Origin of the sequence: Lactobacillus sp. IBH004 (genome assembly GCF_026185255.2) — a bacterium.
GTDB classification, from domain to species: Bacteria; Bacillota; Bacilli; order Lactobacillales; family Lactobacillaceae; genus Lactobacillus; species Lactobacillus melliventris.
In genome coordinates, this window is record NZ_CP110217.2 from 932,335 (window position 1) to 946,875 (window position 14,541).

13 protein-coding genes and 2 pseudogenes are annotated in these 14,541 nt (G+C 37.8%); 13 read left to right on the plus strand and 2 right to left on the minus strand.

Annotated features, from left to right (window positions below; all coding sequences use genetic code 11):
* Positions 1 to 41 precede the first annotated feature (41 nt).
* Positions 42 to 1,298: a tetratricopeptide repeat protein gene (locus tag LDX54_RS04735; protein WP_265666740.1), complete on the plus strand. Its 1,257-nt coding sequence runs from the start codon at positions 42 to 44 to the stop codon at positions 1,296 to 1,298.
* A 140-nt stretch (positions 1,299 to 1,438) separates the two neighbouring features.
* Here the strand turns inward: LDX54_RS04735 and LDX54_RS04740 are convergent, their stop codons facing one another.
* Entirely contained in the window at positions 1,439 to 2,326 is an 888-nt protein-coding gene (locus LDX54_RS04740) for a YitT family protein (RefSeq protein WP_046324803.1), read from the minus strand.
* A gap of 84 nt (positions 2,327 to 2,410) precedes the next feature.
* Here LDX54_RS04740 and LDX54_RS04745 point away from each other — a divergent pair, with 84 nt between their 5' ends.
* The gene (locus LDX54_RS04745) at positions 2,411 to 3,610 is read left to right on the plus strand and encodes a CCA tRNA nucleotidyltransferase (protein ID WP_265666739.1); all 1,200 of its coding nucleotides are present in this window, start codon (positions 2,411 to 2,413) and stop codon (positions 3,608 to 3,610) included.
* A 1-nt stretch (position 3,611) separates the two neighbouring features.
* On the opposite strand, the gene LDX54_RS04750 is transcribed toward LDX54_RS04745, so the two are convergent.
* A complete protein-coding gene (locus tag LDX54_RS04750; RefSeq protein ID WP_046325203.1) occupies positions 3,612 to 4,277 on the minus strand; it encodes a hemolysin III family protein in 666 nt (221 codons plus the stop codon).
* A gap of 121 nt (positions 4,278 to 4,398) precedes the next feature.
* Between LDX54_RS04750 and LDX54_RS04755 the strand changes: the two are divergent.
* From LDX54_RS04755 to hslV, 11 genes and pseudogenes are all read left to right on the plus strand, one after another.
* A pseudogene (locus LDX54_RS04755) lies at positions 4,399 to 5,025 on the plus strand (DegV family protein); the annotation flags it as partial.
* Between the two features lie 42 nt (positions 5,026 to 5,067).
* Positions 5,068 to 6,462 (plus strand): IS3 family transposase, encoded by a 1,395-nt coding sequence (locus LDX54_RS04760; protein ID WP_348650909.1) that lies wholly within the window; start codon positions 5,068 to 5,070, stop codon positions 6,460 to 6,462.
* Positions 6,463 to 6,499: 37 nt separating this feature from the next.
* Positions 6,500 to 6,739, plus strand: a pseudogene (locus LDX54_RS04765) (DegV family protein); the annotation flags it as partial.
* 3 nt (positions 6,740 to 6,742) lie between these two features.
* Positions 6,743 to 6,973, plus strand: a complete 231-nt coding sequence (locus LDX54_RS04770) for a YozE family protein (protein WP_046324806.1) — start codon at positions 6,743 to 6,745, stop codon at positions 6,971 to 6,973.
* A 51-nt stretch (positions 6,974 to 7,024) separates the two neighbouring features.
* The gene (ylqF, locus tag LDX54_RS04775; RefSeq protein WP_046324807.1) at positions 7,025 to 7,864 is read left to right on the plus strand and encodes a ribosome biogenesis GTPase YlqF; all 840 of its coding nucleotides are present in this window, start codon (positions 7,025 to 7,027) and stop codon (positions 7,862 to 7,864) included.
* Positions 7,861 to 8,616, plus strand: coding sequence for a ribonuclease HII (locus LDX54_RS04780; RefSeq protein ID WP_265666738.1), 756 nt, complete (start codon positions 7,861 to 7,863; stop codon positions 8,614 to 8,616). The genes ylqF and LDX54_RS04780 overlap by 4 nt, the downstream gene beginning before the upstream one ends.
* A 45-nt stretch (positions 8,617 to 8,661) precedes the next feature.
* Complete coding sequence (gene dprA, locus LDX54_RS04785) at positions 8,662 to 9,492, plus strand: DNA-processing protein DprA (protein WP_187157166.1); 831 nt, start codon at positions 8,662 to 8,664, stop codon at positions 9,490 to 9,492.
* Positions 9,493 to 9,573: 81 nt separating this feature from the next.
* Entirely contained in the window at positions 9,574 to 11,685 is a 2,112-nt protein-coding gene (gene topA / locus LDX54_RS04790; RefSeq protein WP_046324810.1) for a type I DNA topoisomerase, read from the plus strand.
* Positions 11,686 to 11,770: 85 nt separating this feature from the next.
* Positions 11,771 to 13,087 carry a methylenetetrahydrofolate--tRNA-(uracil(54)-C(5))-methyltransferase (FADH(2)-oxidizing) TrmFO gene (gene trmFO, locus LDX54_RS04795; RefSeq protein WP_122037717.1) on the plus strand — a complete coding sequence of 439 codons (1,317 nt, stop codon included), beginning with the start codon at positions 11,771 to 11,773 and terminating at the stop codon, positions 13,085 to 13,087.
* A complete protein-coding gene (gene xerA / locus LDX54_RS04800) occupies positions 13,088 to 14,014 on the plus strand; it encodes a site-specific tyrosine recombinase/integron integrase (protein WP_122037571.1) in 927 nt (308 codons plus the stop codon). It abuts the gene before it with no gap.
* The gene (hslV, locus tag LDX54_RS04805; protein WP_046324812.1) at positions 14,014 to 14,538 is read left to right on the plus strand and encodes an HslU--HslV peptidase proteolytic subunit; all 525 of its coding nucleotides are present in this window, start codon (positions 14,014 to 14,016) and stop codon (positions 14,536 to 14,538) included. The genes xerA and hslV overlap by 1 nt, the downstream gene beginning before the upstream one ends.
* The last annotated feature ends 3 nt before the right edge of the window (positions 14,539 to 14,541 follow it).

The following is a 14,541-nucleotide window of genomic DNA, read 5'->3' on the forward strand; positions in this document are numbered from 1 at the left end:
TTGATCTGATCGGCTAAAATAAAATAATGGAGGAATGAAAAATGAGCTATTCGGAAAAGCTGCTTGACGCAATTGAGCGGCAAGATTTTTCTCAAGAAAAGACATTATTACAAAAAGCCTTGGACAAAGATGAACCAGAGATTTTAGCATCACTAGCTGAGAACTTGGTGGGGTTAGGATTTACCGATCTAGCAAAGGAAATTTATCGCAGTTTAATTGCCCATTTTCCAAAAGAAGACTTGTTTAAGATATATTTAGCTGAGATATTATTAAATGACGGTCAAGATGATGATGGTTTAACTTTGCTTTATAACATTAGTCCTGACTCCTCCGCCTATCTCGACAGCTTGCTTGTTCAAGCTGACTATTATCAGACTAACGGTCTGCTTGAAACGGCCTATAAAAAATTGCTAGCAGCTGAAAAAATTGCACCTGATGAAGATGTCGTAAAGTTTGGTTTGGCTGAACTCGATTATCTGAGTGGCCATTATGAACAAGCACTTTCCAGATACCAGGATTTGTTGAAGCGTCATAAAACATTTAGTGAAGTCAATTTAAATGACCGTTTGTTTCAAACTTTAGCCAAACTAGGTCGTTACGAAGAGGCAGGGGAAGTAATTGCTAAAAATGGCAATGATATTCTTGATATTGACAGTAAGTATCAGGCTGCCTTGGTAATGTTAACTCTGCATAAAGATGACCAGGCAATTAAGTATTTGAATGAAGTAATCGATCAAAGTCCTGATTATGTTAATGCTTACAGGTTGTTAACTACAGCATATGAGCATAAAAACGATAACGAACAAGAATTACGCTCGGCTCAATTAGGAATAGCATATAATGAACTTGACCCCGTTCTTTATAAAAAAGGAGCACAAGCAGCTGTTAGGTTGAATGACTTAGATACAGCTAAAAACTTGTTACAAAAAGGAATAAAAAAACTTCCTGAAAACTTTGATTTGCGTTTGCAGTTATCTAATCTTTACGTTAGAGAAAATGACAATGAAGCAAACATTGCTCTTTTTGCCAAGGTTGACGATGAAGACTTAGAACCACAGGTTCACTGGAATTTAGCTCTTTCTTACCAAAATTTGGATCAAAGTGCAAAAGCAAAAAGTGAGTTTTTATTAGCCTATCCAGAATTTAAAAATAATAGTGCTTTTTTAAAGCAAATGCTGCTATTTTTTAATACTGAACCCAATTCCCGAAATATTGTAAAGGAATTATTAGAAGCCTATCTAAAACTCGAACCCGAAGATACTGAGATGCTGGAAATGTATGATGAATTACTGTCATAATTGCTAAATTAATATGATTACCTGGATTTGAAAAAAACAGATAGTTTTGTAATCATCCACCTTAAATTTAATAATTAAAAAAGGCAAATAAACTAGTTGCGAAAAACTTGAGTTATTTGCCTTTTTAAATCTTTATGAAGCTATTTCCTAATCAGCAGGTGGTGGCTTTTTTGTTTATAAGTAAAGCCTTCGCCTAAAACCTCATGAACTTCAATAACGCTGACAAATGCCTGGGGATCTTCTGCAGCTATTAATTCTTTTACTAGGGGAATTTCTCTGGGAGAAACTACTAAGTAAATTACTGGTCTTTTAGTTTTTTTATAACCACCACGAGCCTCAAGATAGGTGAAACCGCGATCCAGCTTTAAGTCAATCATTTTTGCAATTTCTTGATAATGATCAGAGATAATAAGAAGACCACGTGCAGAATATGCACCCTGTTGAACTGCATCCATAACACGTGACAGAATAAACGCTGCTACTAGGGTATACATGATATGCTTGAGGTCAAGGTACGTTAAAGAAGATAATAAAATAATGGTATCGCAAAACAGTAAAACTTTGCCAGAAGATATGCCATATTTCATTTGCATAATTCTGGCGATAATATCTGTACCACCTGAAGTACCATTAAAACGAAAAACTAACCCTAACCCAATGCCAGAAAGCGTGCCCGCCAGAATTGCTGACAAGAAGAGGTCGTGTTCTAGGTTTAATTGAGATATAATAGGAATTAAGCGCCAGAACCATAGGAAAAAGGACAGCCATAATGTTCCCCAAATAGTATAGGCCAACAGTCTTTTGCCCATAAAACGGTATCCTAGGATGATTAGCGGTATATTAAGTAGTAAGGACGATAATCCCATATTAATGCCCCAGAAGTGTCTTAATAACAAGGTAATACCGCTGATACCACCATCTGTGAGTTTATTTGGTACTGAAATCATGTCAAGGCTGAGAGCATAAATCGCACAGCCAATCATAATCATTAACAGTTCCATAATGCTTTTTTTGTTAATTTTTTGCATAATAAAAACTTTCTTTTCTAAACCATTACCTTAAGACTACCATAAATTAAAGACAAAAAAACTAATAAATGAGTTGATTTAATAATGATGAAAATAAATAATTTACCCGCTATTTTTACAGCAGCTTTTCCCGTACTTCAACAGTTAGAACAAGCAAATTATGAAGCATATTTTGTTGGTGGTTCTGTTCGTGACCTACTTTTAAAAAGGCCGATACATGATATTGATATTGCCACCAGTGCCTATCCAGAAGAAGTTAAACAGCTTTTTCCTAAAACAATTGATACCGGAATTAAGCATGGTACAGTTACCGTTTTGCATGGCGGTTCAAGCTATGAAATAACTACCTTTAGAACAGAATCTGGTTACCAGGATTTTCGCAGACCTGATCATGTTACTTTTGTGCAAAATTTAGCTGAAGATTTAAAAAGGCGTGATTTTACCATTAACGCTTTAGCGATGAATAGAAAGGGTGAAATAATTGACCTTTTCAACGGCATAGGAGATTTACAAAAGCACCTCATTAAAGCAGTAGGAGATCCAATGAAGAGGTTTCATGAAGATGCTTTACGGATGATGAGAGCTGTTCGTTTTATGAGTCAGCTTTGTTTTGATCTGGAACCTCAAACTGAAAAAGCCGTAAAAGATATGCATCAACTATTGCCCAAAATTTCAGTTGAAAGAATTCGTGATGAATTTGTCAAAATGGGGACTGGCACCAACTCACGCGCAGCTTTTAAAGTTTTTTTACGGACGAAATTAAGTGACGGTGTGCCAGATTTTGCTGGTAAAAGTGAGTTGCTGGCGATCTATCCCAAATTGAAATTTAACCCAAGTATGGAAACGAGTTTGTGGGCTATCATAATCATTTTATTGAAAATTACGGATAATCATATAACTCAATTTATGCGTGATTGGAAAAATTCAAACGCCATGACGGAAAAAGTTAAAAAAATTGTAAATTTGTTTGATTTAATTTCTGCAAAATCTCCTTCTGACCTTGAATTATTCAATGCTGGTAAAGAGACTCTCCTTAACACTATTGATGTAGCTCATATTTTAGGACAACCAATCAATTCCGAGGCTTTAGTAGATCGCTATACAGCATTACCGATTAAATCAATGTCTGAACTTGCCATTGACGGGCAATTCTTAATAGCTAATGGCGTAAAGCCAGGACCTAATTTAGGCCTAATACTTGATCAAATAAAGCAAAAAGTGATTGCAGGCGAATTAGTAAACTCTAAAGATGATATTCAAGAATATTTGGAACAAATTAAGTAATTCAGACGTACAATAGCACAGAAAAGAACATCAGGGTTGAGCCTAAAATAACAAACAGATGCCAGATTACATGAATAAAAGGAATACCTTTCATTGTATAAAAAAGGGCACCAACTGTATAAGCTACGCCACCGCCGACTAAAAGCCAAAACCCCACAGGACTGAGACGAACATAGAGGTAGTTGCCAGCCAAAATTACGAGCCAGCCCATTGCAACATACAAAATAGTATCAAGTATTACATGCTTACCCCTATTAAAAATATAGTAAATGATGCCAAATATAGCGATGATCCATACCAGACTGAACAGTAAAATTCCCCATTTCCCACCAATGGCGACTAGTGAAAAAGGGGTATATGAACCCGCAATTAGCAGAAAAATTGATGAGTGATCAAAAATTTGAAAAACATTACGGGCACGAGTGAAAATTAAACTATGAAAAAGTGTAGAGAATAAATAAAGCAGAAGTAAACAGGAACCATAAATAGTAAAAGTGACAATTCTTAAAAGGCTATGAGTTGAAACTGCTTTAATGATCAACAAAACTAGACCTGCTACTGCTAAACAGAAGCCGATACCATGGGTGACAGCACTTAAAATGTTATCTACTAAGTAGTATGTTTTGGATCTATGAGCAGGTTCCTGCCACAATTTTTGCAATTTCATCATGAAACAGTTTGTTCGCTTTCTTTTATTTACAAGTTTTTTTGCTATAATAATTTATAATTAATACAGTTCACATTCTATCATAAATGAGAACATCTAAGCAGAATTGAGGGCGAGTACGTTGTCAGAAATTAAAATTTTGACTGATTCTTCCGCACAGTTAACGCCGGAAGAAATAAAAAAATATCATATTACCGTTGTGCCTTTGTCGGTCACAATTGACGGCAATACTTATATTGATGGGGTGGAAATAACCAGACAGCAATTTGTCCAAAAAATGAGTGAATCTAAAAAATTGCCAACCACGAGTCAGCCGCCAATCGGAACAATAGTTGATACCATTAATGATTTGACTAAAGATGGCAGTGAAGTTATCGGTATCTTTCTAGCCAAGGTATTAAGTGGAACAATTGACGCTGCTCGTCAGGCTGTGAAATTAACGGGTAAATCCGATCTGGTTCATATTGTTGACTCTGAATTGACGGATCGTTCTGAAGGTTTTCAGGTTCTGGCTGCTGCACGCGATGCAGCTGCAGGCAAGACTATTCCTGAAATTTTAGCTCATATTGAAAAAATCAAAAAAACTCAACGTTTGCATTTACTAATTGTCAATTTAGAAAATGTTATTAAGGGTGGACGTTTGGGTCCTTTAGCCGGCAAAATTGTTAACATGCTTAATATCAGAATTGAATTGCAGATGCCCAATGGCCATTTGAAAATTGCTAAAAAAGGTCGAGGCAAGAAGTTTGATATGACCCCCAAATTTAGGACAAATTTGGGGGTCATTTTTATGTCTAAATTATCTAAACAAGATAAAATTGAAATCTATCATCTTTGGCACGATTATCAAATAAGCCCTGCTGAGTTAAGTCAGCGTTATCGGGTTGGCAGATCTAATATTAATTACTTGTTAGCTTTAATTGGCCGTCACGGTCTAGCTATTTTAGATCAGCCTTTCACTACTTATACAAGTAATTTTAAGGAGCAGGCCCTTAGGCGAATCATAGTTGAACATGAGCCTGCCCGTCGAGTATCTATTGACTTGGGCTTAAAAAGTAGTGGCATGTTGTACAACTGGCTGCGCGAATACCGTAAAAATGGGTATAATATCGTTAACAAGCAGAGAGGACGACCGCCCCATGACCAAAAGAGAACAGCTGATCAAACAGGAAAATCATCGGCTCAAGCAAGAAAACGAACGCTTACGCCAGCAGAACTTGAAGCTGAAAATCGAGAACGAATTCGTAAAAAAATTGAGCGTCTTAGTCGACCAGCGGACCAAGAACCGCAAGCCGCGGAAATAGCCCAGGCAGTTACCCAACTAAGACGCGAGCTTAAAGTCAGCGTAACTTTTATTCTTGATGCCATTAATGCCAATCCCAATCTGCCCCATCTATCCCGCAGTAATTATTACTACACTTTAAAGAAGAAGGACAAAGAGCGGGACAATCGAGAAATAATGGCTGAAATCAAAGCTATCTATGAAGAACACAAGCACCGCTATGGCTATCGCCGCATTACTGCAGAGCTTAGGCGTCGCGGTTTATTAGTCAATCATAAAAAGGTGCAGCGCCTAATGAACAAGCTGAAATTGTTTGGCATAGTCAGTAAACGCTGGCACAAATACAGCAGCTATCGCGGCACTCAGGGTCCGATTAAGCCTGACCTGATTAAACGCAGCTTCAGTGCGGTTTATCCCAATCACAAATGGTATTCAGATGTGACGGAGTTTAAGCTCAAGGGGCAAAAGACCTATTTATCACCGATCATTGATGGCTGCACCCAAGAGATTGTTTCCTATACTATTTCCCGCAGCCCTAATCTTAAGCAGACCATGGACATGTTAAGGCAAGCTTGGCGCAAACATCCGGCACTGAATGGTTTGATCTTTCACACAGACCAAGGCTGGCAATACCAAAATGGTCAGTTTCAAGCGTGGCTCAAAAATCATGGCATTAGCCAATCAATGTCACGCAAGGGCAATTCGCTTGATGATGGGCTAATGGAAGGCTTCTTCGGGATACTCAAGCGAGAAATGTTTTATGGCTTTGAAAAGCACTTTAAGAATCTCACTGAACTGGAAGATGCGATTAGAGACTACATTGAGTATTACAATCAGAAAAGAATCAAAATTAAACTAAAAGGACTAACTCCGCTTGAATATCGAAAGTTAGTCCTCAGTTAGCAGCTAATATAAAGTGTCCTAATTTTAGGGTTCACATCAGTTCTCTTTAGCTTTTGATAAGCGCATTTTAGATGAGATCGAAGCTAATAAAGAAAAAATTAAAGAAGTTGGCATATCGTATGTCGCAAATGGTAGTACGCCGCAGAAGCTTCTTGATTTAGCTCAGAAAATTAAAGATATCAATTCCAAGATAGATGTTTTGGTAAGAGAAACCAGTCCTATTATTGCCACACATGCAGGGATGGGTGCTTACGCAATTTTATATTATACGGAGTAGAAATTGGCCTATAGAGAAAGTTTTTATCGTTATTTGATGACTCAGCGTAATGCTGATTCAAATGATGAAGTTGCACAATTTGCCAATAACGCACAAAATGATCAGACTTTTCCTAAACAGGAACAGAATTATGAGAAATTATCTGATTATCTTGAGCTCAATGCTGGCTATTTACCAAGTATGAGCATTTTTGATAAAGCATATCAAATGTATCGTGAAAAGATGACGTATTAATTTAAGGCTTCCTTGAAATTTGAAGCCATTTTAGTTGGGGAAAGGCAGATAATGGTTAACATTCAATGGTATCCGGGACATATGAATAAAGCTCGGAATCAACTTGAAGATAAAATGAGCTTGATTGATGTCTTCGTTGAAGTTTTGGATGCAAGAATTCCTCAGTCTTCACGTAATCCAATGATCGAAAAATTGGTGGGAGATAAGCCACATTTAATTATTTTGAATAAGGCAGATTTAGCTGATCCAGTAATGACCAAAAGATGGCAAAAAAAATTTACCACCAAAGGAAAATATGTGATGGCTTTGGATTCTCTTCATAACACCAATATGCAGATATTAGTGAAAATGATTAAAAAAGCTGCTGCTAATAAAATTAATAAGTTGACCCAAAAAGGGGCAGTCAGCCCAGTGATTAGAGTAGCTATTGCCGGCATACCTAATTGTGGTAAATCAACCATTATTAATCGTCTTGTAGGCCGAAATGTGACTCAAGTTGGTAATAAACCGGGAGTGACAAAGGGCCAAAATTGGTTAAAAACTACTGAAAATATTCAAGTCTTAGATACTCCAGGTATTTTATGGCCTAAGTTTGAAGACCAAACAGTTGGATTAAAGCTTGCCGCTCTTGGTGCCATCAAGGATACTGTTTTTAGTGCCGATGATGTTGCTTTATTTGTTTTATCAAAATTGCGCAAACATTATTTAAACGATTTAAGTAAGTTTGCTCGCACACCAAAAGCTGAAATTGAACGAATTAATGATACTGATTTGTTATTGGCATTAACTGAAGAATACGGCATGCGTGATGATTATGATCGCTTTTCTATGTACCTATTACAAAGGCTGCGCAAAGGAAAAGTAGGAAGGATTACATTAGATCGCATATGACGATTGGAGAAATTAAAAAATTACTTGCTAAGGATGCAGTTAGTCCAGAAGATTTGAATATCTTAAAAAATGATACGCGCGTTGGTGTGCAGAAACTACTACTTAGTTACAATAATCGTCAGCAAAAATTAGCTAAAAAGAAAGCTGCTTTTTTAAAAAGATTTGCATATGAAAAAACTTTTTGGGCAAAAAGCCAATTAGTTGCAGGTGTAGATGAAGTAGGCAGAGGTCCATTAGCGGGTCCGGTCGTGACAGCGGCTGTAGTTATTGATAACAGTTTTGATTTAATTGATGTTAATGACTCTAAAAAAGTCAGTGCCAGTAGACGTTTAGAATTATATCCATTAATTTTAGAAAAAGCAGTTGATGTGGCAATTGGAGTTAAAGGTCCTGAAATTATTGATAAAGTAAACATATACGAGGCAGACCGGTTAGCGATGGCCGCAGCCGTAAGGGATTTATATGTTAAACCTGATGCCTTGCTGGTTGATGCTATGCAAGTACCGGTGAATCTACCGCAAATTCGATTAATTAAGGGAGACTCTAAGTCAAACTCTATTGCCGCAGCTTCAATTGTAGCTAAAGTTTTTAGGGATAAATTGATGGCGGATTATGCGCGCATTTATCCTGAATACCATTTTGACGAAAATGCTGGTTATGGCACTCAGACTCATATTCAAGCACTTAAGAAATACGGACCATGCCCGATTCACCGCAAGACTTTTGCACCTGTAAATTCCTTTTATCAATAAAAAATATTCCTCCTTTTTACGTATTTGTATTTAGGAGGTTTTTTTATGAAAATTACCAGCTTTCTTTTGCGCTTGAAATTACAAAAAAACATCGGTTATGTTAAGATGTTACGGGTTGCAAGTCAGTTAAATGTTGATGAGGTCACTATTCCAACTATCAAAAATTTGGACTTGACAAACAGCTTGATAAAAACCTGCATTAATGCCTATAATGACATGCGTGCAGACAAAATGATTAAAAGAGTAGAAAAGCAATGTCAAATTATCAGTTTTTTTGATTCTGAATATCCTGAGAACTTACGTCAAATATACCAGCCACCGTTAATTTTATTTTTACAGGGTAATGTGCAATTGCTGCAGAAAAACATTGTAACAATAGTCGGTTCGCGCCAGGCAACCAATTACAGCAGTATTGTTTTGAATAAGATTGTACCTAACTTAATAAAGAATGACTATGTTATTGCCAGTGGTTTGGCCAAAGGCGTAGATGTAATGGCACACAAAGCAGCATTAAAATATCATGGTCAAACAATAGCGGTGGTAGGTAATGGCTTAAATCATTTTTACCCCATGGTAAATTGTCACGTGCAGGAACAGATTGCACAAAAAGGATTAATTGTAAGTGAGTACCTGCCAGATACGCCGCCAAAACCTTTCAGATTTCCTCAGCGAAACAGAATTTTGGCTGGCATAGCTGAAAGTGTGATTGTCACAGAAGCCAAGCAAAAATCTGGTTCTTTAATTACAGCTAATTTAGCTTTACAAGAAAATCGTAATATTTATGCTGTTCCAGGTCCAATTACCAGTGAGCTTTCTCAAGGTCCTAATAAGCTCATCCAGGCAGGAGCTTATCCCATTACTGATTTTGATTTCTAACTTGAAAGATTTGACAATTAGTAGTTAAATATTCTATTCTCAATTAAGTATTTAAAAAAGAATTTAATGAGGAGGCTGTTGATGCCTACTAAATCAAAGCCAAAGAAACGTAAAAAAACATTAGTCATAGTTGAGTCTCCGGCAAAGGCTAAAACTATTGAGAAATATTTGGGGCGTAATTACCGCGTTATTGCTTCTAAAGGACACATTCGTGACCTACCTAAATCACAGATGGGTATTGACTTTGACCATAATTACAAGCCAAAGTATATTTCAATTAGAGGTAAGGGCGATACCATTAAGGAACTTAAGTCTGAAGCCAAAAAAGCTAAAGATGTCTATTTAGCATCCGACCCTGACCGTGAAGGTGAAGCTATTGCTTGGCACGTAGCCCATGTTCTTAATTTAGACCAAAATGACAAAAATCGAGTAACTTTTAACGAAGTCACTAAAGATGCAGTTAAAAACAGTTTTAAAAATCCTAGAACTATCGACATGGATACTGTTAATGCCCAACAGGCCCGGAGAATTCTGGACAGAATTGTGGGCTACTCTTTGTCTCCTATTTTATGGGAAAAAGTTAAAAAAGGCTTGAGTGCCGGACGTGTTCAGTCGGTTGCTTTAAAGCTGGTAATTGATCGGGAAAAAGAGATCAAGAACTTTAAACCTCAGGAATACTGGACAATTGATGCCGAATTTAAAAAAGAGGCAAAGACTTTTAAGGGTCAATTTTGGGGTATAAACGGTAAGAAGACTGATTTACCTGATAATGATGCCGTACAAAAAGTTCTAACTCAAGTCGATAAAAAGAAAATTTTTCAGGTTGAGAATGTGGTTAAACGTGAGCGCCGGCGCCAACCTGCTGCTCCGTTTACTACTTCCACTTTGCAACAAGAAGCCAATAAGCGCTTGAATTATCGTACTAGAAGAACAATGAGTATTGCTCAACAATTGTATGAAGGAATTAGTCTGGGTAAGCAGGGTACTGTTGGTCTAATTACTTATATGAGAACGGATTCCAAGCGTACTTCTCCCATAGCACAGGCTGAAGCTTCCAAATTTTTAAACGAGAAATACGGTAAAGAATACGCTGCCAAAGGGGCTCGCCATTTTAAAAATCAAGAAGATGCTCAAGATGCTCACGAAGCAATTCGTCCAACTAGCGTCTATCGAACACCAGAGTCGCTTAAATCCGTTTTAACAACTGAACAGTATCGTTTGTATAAATTAATTTGGTCCCGCTTTTTAGCCAGTGAAATGACCCCAGCTGTATATGATACGGTAAGAGCAGATATCACTCAAAATGGGATAATTTTCCGAACTACCGGTTCTAAAATGAAATTTGCCGGTTTTACCAAGGTTTATGACAACCAGCAGGAAACCAATATTGAACTGCCGGAATTAAATAATGGCGATGAAGTCAAACTGACTAAATCAGATAATAAGCAACATTTTACCATGCCACCTGCTAGATATACCGAAGCAAGTTTGGTTCATGCGCTAGAAGAAAATGGTGTCGGTCGGCCTTCAACTTATGCGCCTACTATTGATACAATTCAGCGGCGTTATTACGTTAAATTGGATGGTAAAGCGATTGTCCCAACCGAGTTGGGAGAGATCGTAGACAATTTAATTGAGCAGTTTTTCCCTGACATCGTCAATATCGATTTTACGGCTCAACTCGAAAATGACCTTGACGGAATCGAAGAGGGTAAGAAAAACTGGGTTAAAGTCATTGATGAGTACTACCATCCCTTTAAAAAAGAATTAGACAAGGCCGATGCCGGTATTAAAAAGGTGCAAATTAAAGATGAGCCTGCAGGATTTAATTGTGACATCTGTGGAGCACCAATGGTTATTAAAATGGGACGTTATGGTAAGTTTTATGCTTGTTCTCGTTTCCCTGATTGTCGTAACACTAAAGCAATAGTGAAAAAAGTAGGCGTTACCTGTCCTAAATGTGGTAAGGGTGACGTAATTGAGAAAAAGTCTAAGCGTAACCGTAAATTTTATGGTTGCTCGCGCTACCCGGATTGTGATTTTGTTTCCTGGGATAAACCGATTAACCGTAATTGTCCCAACTGTGGTCATTTTCTTATTGAAAAGAGAAATAAAAAGGGGCCTGTTGTCCTCTGCCCGAACGGCGATTATAAAGAAGAAGCTAATAATGAGAAAAACCCGATAGAAAGTTAAATTTATGTTAATATCATCAGATCATTTGTGGTTTGATGATATTCTTGTATATAAGAAAATAATTTTAGTAAAGGAATATGATGATATGCCTGAAAAAGTAACTGTAGTCGGTGGTGGCTTGGCTGGTAGTGAAGCAGCTTGGCAATTAGCCAAACGTGGAATCACGGTTGATTTTTATGAAATGCGTCCGCAAAAAATGACACCTGCTCATAAAACAGACCAGCTGGCCGAACTGGTATGTACCAACTCAATGCGTTCGAATCAATTATCTAACGCGGTTGGATTATTAAAAGAAGAAATGCGGCAACTTGATTCATTAATTATGGCGGCTGCTGATCAATCTCAAGTTCCTGCAGGAGGAGCACTTGCAGTTGATCGGACTGAATTTAGCGGCTATGTCACAAGCAAGTTGCACTCTTTACCTAACATTAATTTTCATACAAAAGAAATTACACAAATCCCGTCTGACACGATTGCCATTGTTGCAACGGGTCCTTTAACTAGTGACAAGCTTGCCGCAGAAATACAAAGGTTTTCTGGTGCAGAAAGTTTGCATTTCTTTGATGCCGCAGCTCCGATAATTGCTGCTGATTCGATCGATATGAATATCGTTTATAAGAAATCACGTTATGACAAGGGAGAGGCTGCATACTTAAACTGCCCCATGACAAAGCAAGAGTATGAGAATTTTGCGCGGGAATTAGTCAATGCCGAAACGGCTGAAGTTCATGACTTTGAAAACAGTGACGTTTTTGAAGGTTGCATGCCGATTGAGGTCATGGCAAAAAGAGGACCTAAGACAATGCTTTTTGGTCCCCTTAAGCCAGTAGGGTTAGAAGATCCGACTACTGGTAAAATTCCTTATGCTGTGGTTCAGCTCAGGCAGGATAATGCAATAGCATCAATGTATAATATAGTTGGTTTCCAAACGCATCTTAAATACGGTGAACAGAAACGGGTTTTTTCAATGATTCCCGGACTTGCTCATGCTCGTTTTATTAGGTACGGTAAAATGCATCGCAATACTTATATGGCTTCACCAGCAGTTTTAACTCCAGCGTATGAGGCAAAAAAGCAGCCTGGTTTATTTTTTGCTGGTCAAGTTACTGGGGTTGAAGGCTACGTTGAAAGTGCCGGCAGTGGCCTTGTTTGTGGAATTAATGCTGCCAGAAGAGCTAATGGGCAAGAACCGGTGACTTTTCCCAAATTAACTGCTTTAGGTTCGATGGCTAATTATGTCACTAGCGCCGATATTAAGCATTTTCAGCCAATGAATGCCAGCTTTGCACTAATTCCTGGACTAGAAGGGCGTAAGATCCGTAATAAGAAAGAACGTCATTTACAAATAAGCCAGAGAAGCTTAGAGAACTTAAAGGAATTTCAACAGAAAGTATTGAATTAAATGAATGAACAACAAGATGATTTACTAGTTCTTTTTACCGACTATTTACTCAATGAGCGTCAGTACAGCCCTAAAACAATTGTCTCCTATCAAACCGACTTAAAATCTGCAAAAAGGTTTTGGCAGGATTCAGGGGGATTTGATGGTTGGGAAAAAATAGGTAGAAGAGACATTGAAATATATCTGCAGCACTTAGCCGATCAAAATTTAGCGCGTTCGACACAGTCGCGCAAGATGTCTAGTCTTAGGTCGTTTTACCGCTTTTTAACTAGACGCAAAATTGTTAAAATAGATCCAACCCAGACTATAATTCTGCGTGCTAAGGAGCGCAAACTACCTCAGTTCTTTTATGCTCCTGAACTTAAGCAGGTTTTTGACTCATTATCTGGAACTGACCCGTTAACTTTGCGTAACTTGGCATTAATTGAATTGTTTTATACTACGGGGATGAGGGTCAGTGAAGCAAGCAATTTAAAAGGAAAACAAATAGATTTAGATTTAAAGATAATTTTAGTTCATGGTAAGGGCAATAAAGACCGTTATGTTGCTTTTGACGATCAGACTAAAGCTGCTTTAATCAAGTACCTAGAAGATGGACGCAAGCAGCTTTTAAATGATCAGGAAGATTCTGGCTATGTATTTCTAAATAACACGGGAAAGCGGCTAACAGAACGCGGTATCGAGTATATAATGCAAAAAGTTTTCAACAAAGCCGGCATTAATGGTAAAGTACATCCACACGAGTTGCGCCATTCATTTGCGACGGCAATGTTGAATAACGGCGCGGACTTGCGTAGTGTACAAGAACTCTTAGGCCATGATAATTTGTCAACTACTCAAATATACACGCATGTAACTATGAGTCATTTGCAGGCAAACTATGAAAAATACTTTGCTCGCAACGATAAGAAAGATGGGGCAAAATAATGACAACAATATGTTCAGTAAAATTTAATGGTAAAACCGCAATTGCTGGTGATGGACAGGTTACTTTAGGAGAAAAAGTAATAGCCAAAGCTACTGCCAAAAAAATAAGACGAATTTATCATGATCAAGTGGTAATTGGTTTTGCTGGTGGTGTAGCTGATGCTGTCAGTCTGCAGGATATGCTTGAAGGCAAACTGGAAGCTTTTGGTGGAGATTTACGCAGGGCAGCCGTGGAAATGGCCCAGGCTTGGCGTAAGGATGCCACTTTGCAAAAGCTGGAAGCAATGCTGATTGCGTTTAATGAAAAAGATCTTTTGCTAATCTCAGGTAACGGTGAAGTGCTTGAACCAGATGAAAATGTAGTGGCGATTGGCTCTGGTGGTAATTTTGCCCAAGCGGCTGCAATTGCAATGACCAGACATTCTTCTAATATGACTGCCAGTGAAATTGCTCATGAAGCCGTTGAAATAGCCTCTGGAATTGATATCTTCACTGATGATCAGATTATCACAGACGAATTGTAATAA

Bases quoted from the DNA above. Each gene is read 5' to 3' on its own strand.
- LDX54_RS04735 (WP_265666740.1), top strand. From the start codon at position 42: ATGAGCTATTCGGAAAAGCTGCTTGACGCAATTGAGCGGCAAGATTTT.
- LDX54_RS04740 (WP_046324803.1), bottom strand. From the start codon at position 2,326: ATGCAAAAAATTAACAAAAAAAGCATTATGGAACTGTTAATGATTATG.
- LDX54_RS04745 (WP_265666739.1), top strand. From the start codon at position 2,411: ATGATGAAAATAAATAATTTACCCGCTATTTTTACAGCAGCTTTTCCC.
- LDX54_RS04750 (WP_046325203.1), bottom strand. From the start codon at position 4,277: ATGAAATTGCAAAAATTGTGGCAGGAACCTGCTCATAGATCCAAAACA.
- LDX54_RS04760 (WP_348650909.1), top strand. From the start codon at position 5,068: ATGTCTAAATTATCTAAACAAGATAAAATTGAAATCTATCATCTTTGG.
- ylqF (WP_046324807.1), top strand. From the start codon at position 7,025: ATGGTTAACATTCAATGGTATCCGGGACATATGAATAAAGCTCGGAAT.
- LDX54_RS04780 (WP_265666738.1), top strand. From the start codon at position 7,861: ATGACGATTGGAGAAATTAAAAAATTACTTGCTAAGGATGCAGTTAGT.
- dprA (WP_187157166.1), top strand. From the start codon at position 8,662: ATGAAAATTACCAGCTTTCTTTTGCGCTTGAAATTACAAAAAAACATC.
- topA (WP_046324810.1), top strand. From the start codon at position 9,574: ATGCCTACTAAATCAAAGCCAAAGAAACGTAAAAAAACATTAGTCATA.
- trmFO (WP_122037717.1), top strand. From the start codon at position 11,771: ATGCCTGAAAAAGTAACTGTAGTCGGTGGTGGCTTGGCTGGTAGTGAA.
- xerA (WP_122037571.1), top strand. From the start codon at position 13,088: ATGAATGAACAACAAGATGATTTACTAGTTCTTTTTACCGACTATTTA.
- hslV (WP_046324812.1), top strand. From the start codon at position 14,014: ATGACAACAATATGTTCAGTAAAATTTAATGGTAAAACCGCAATTGCT.